The organism is Amnimonas aquatica (assembly GCF_002943415.1).
GTDB lineage: Bacteria > Pseudomonadota > Gammaproteobacteria > Pseudomonadales > Moraxellaceae > Perlucidibaca > Perlucidibaca aquatica_A.
In genome coordinates this window covers 1-1,065 of the sequence record NZ_PTQZ01000377.1, presented here as the reverse complement: position 1 = coordinate 1,065, position 1,065 = coordinate 1, and the positions used below count along the sequence as shown (strand labels likewise).

At 60.5% G+C, this 1,065-nt stretch carries 2 protein-coding genes; one reads left to right on the top strand and one right to left on the bottom strand.

Annotation, left to right across the window (positions count from 1 at the left end; all coding sequences use genetic code 11):
- The coding region (locus C5O18_RS10775; RefSeq protein WP_206389858.1) for a hypothetical protein at positions 1–248 on the top strand (248 nt) is incomplete at its 5' end.
- Positions 249–510: 262 nt separating this feature from the next.
- Here the strand turns inward: C5O18_RS10775 and C5O18_RS10145 are convergent.
- A partial coding sequence (locus C5O18_RS10145) for an MlaA family lipoprotein (protein ID WP_105193501.1) occupies positions 511–1,065 on the bottom strand: 555 nt, incomplete at its 5' end.

The window sequence follows — 1,065 nt, the reverse complement described above, 5'->3', positions numbered from 1 at the left end:
GAAAACATTTTTCAGGGCTCAGTCGGCGCTGGCGTAATTGGGCCATAAATGCATGTCACAGCGCCAGTTGTCAGTGCAACGCTGTAACGCAGGTCACAGTTAACCGCAGCAAAAATGATCGGAAGCTGCTCATTGCCAAAGCTGCGCGGCAAGTAAACAACCTTCTGTCCGGGCTTGCACATACTTGCAACGTCGGCATGCTGCCATACCCTAACCTCGCAGAGGTTAGCCTGATCTATTTCAGATGAAGCCGGACCGGCGGCATTATTCTTGGAACAGCCAGATGCCGTTATTACCAGAGATGCAGCAATAAGCAGTGAGACACGCATTCGACTTCCTTGTAGTAAGCGTTACCTGATATTTGAGTGCATTAGCTTTATGCGGCCTCACGTCAACATCACCGCAAATCCATTGCCTTCGAGCCTGCCACACCCGGCAGGCTGTATCAATCACCCGAAAGCAGCCACCGCGTCATAGCCGGCCAGCGGCCCGACGCGGAGGCCAGACAGCTCAGTCCCGGACCTGCAGCACCCGCGCCTGGGTGAAGATGTAGCGCAGCTTTTCATACTCGAACGGCGAGTTGAGCTGGCCGAAGCTGAACGGCGTGGCATCACGCGCGTTGATCAGGCGCAGGGCCAGCAGCGCCGGGTATTCGCTGCTGTTGCGCGAAATATTGATGTAGTTGATCTGGTCCATGCCCACCCAGTCGACCAGGCGGCCGCCGGCATCGCGCGCGCTGGAGGGGCCTAGGCCGGGCAGCATGACGTAGGGGCCGGCAGGCACGCCGTAGTGGCCCAGGGTCTGGCCGAAGTCCTCGTCCTGGCGCTGCAGGCCGATGCGCGTGGCCGGGTCCCAGAGACCGAGCACGCCGACGGTGGTGTTGACCAGCAGGCGGCCCGTGGTCTGCAGCGAGCGCTTGGGCTTGAGCTGCAGCAGGCTGTTGGCGAGGTTGCCGACGTCGGTGAAGTTGTCCCAGAAGTTGTTCACGCCCTGGCGCACCACGCGCGGGGTGACGAAGCGGTAGCCGCGGATCACCGGCATGACCACCTTTTCATCCACGCGCTG